1 protein-coding gene is annotated in these 937 nt (G+C 42.7%); it reads right to left on the reverse strand.

The window, feature by feature from the left end; translation table 11 throughout:
• Positions 1 to 217: 217 nt before the first annotated feature.
• The gene (locus KIV40_RS21780; protein WP_285351280.1) at positions 218 to 799 is read right to left on the reverse strand and encodes a DUF2913 family protein; all 582 of its coding nucleotides are present in this window, start codon (positions 797 to 799) and stop codon (positions 218 to 220) included.
• Positions 800 to 937 lie beyond the last annotated feature (138 nt).

The following is a 937-nucleotide window of genomic DNA, read 5'->3' on the forward strand; positions in this document are numbered from 1 at the left end:
TTCAGATATTAAATTAGTTAAGTAAGGTATAAATTATTAAATTCAGAACATTAGCCGTAGTTATCCGAGACCTCGTGATAACCAAAAGTTCGTAACAAGCTTTTGTCCAAAGACGTGCTGACGCCGTCACGGCAAACTGTGAAGCTAGTTCATGGTGAAGCTAGCTCATGTGGGATGAATGATTGGAGGTGGGGTAAGCGATTGCTAGCCAGTTTTTTTAAGCAGGGTGTACTAAGATGTGGGCTTGATGTATCTCGGCGTTCCACTCTTTCATTTCAGCAATAAATAGGCCGTGAGCATTAATCGAATCGATAAGTTCTGGTGCACGTTCTAGTTGGATAAGCATCGATAACGGGGCGACTTGATTGTGTTCTTGGTCAAAACCGTGTTCGACTTGTTCCTCTAGCATATAAAGTACCCCAGGCTCCGCTTCACTACCCTCCTCAAACAGTCTTGATTCGATACCCTCTACGTCATAAAGGTGTACGAGTAGGTTATAAAGCTTTTCAGCACCGACGAGTTTTGTATGCTTCGACTGTGAATTAAGTTGATGCAGTTTCATTTCTAGGTTCCCACCTTTTTTTCTTGCTACACTGAGCATCAGTTTGATGTCTTTTTTGATATTCGATAACGACTTATCGTTGAGCTTTGGCTTAAGGTACTTTATCAGTATGTCGTTGCGTGATGTTACTGGAACAAAACGGGAAGATGCGGATACCTGACACAGCAAATGAAGCAGGGCGTGGGTAATGACGTTGTGAAGGTTGTGGTAGTAGTCAAAGTCTCGTTTGATTTGCATAGCCAAGGTAGCGTTGTGGGTGGATTTTAAGAATATGGATGTAGCCTGCATCGTGAGCAGTGATGGTAGAGATAACTGAAGTATCGAAATCAACAGGAGCGTGAGTCGCGTTCTCTTGTTTGATACCTTCCATTACCT

It is taken from the genome of Vibrio sp. D173a (genome assembly GCF_030248475.1).

Coding starts and splice junctions, on each gene's coding strand:
- KIV40_RS21780 (WP_285351280.1), bottom strand. CDS start 799: ATGCAAATCAAACGAGACTTTGACTACTACCACAACCTTCACAACGTC.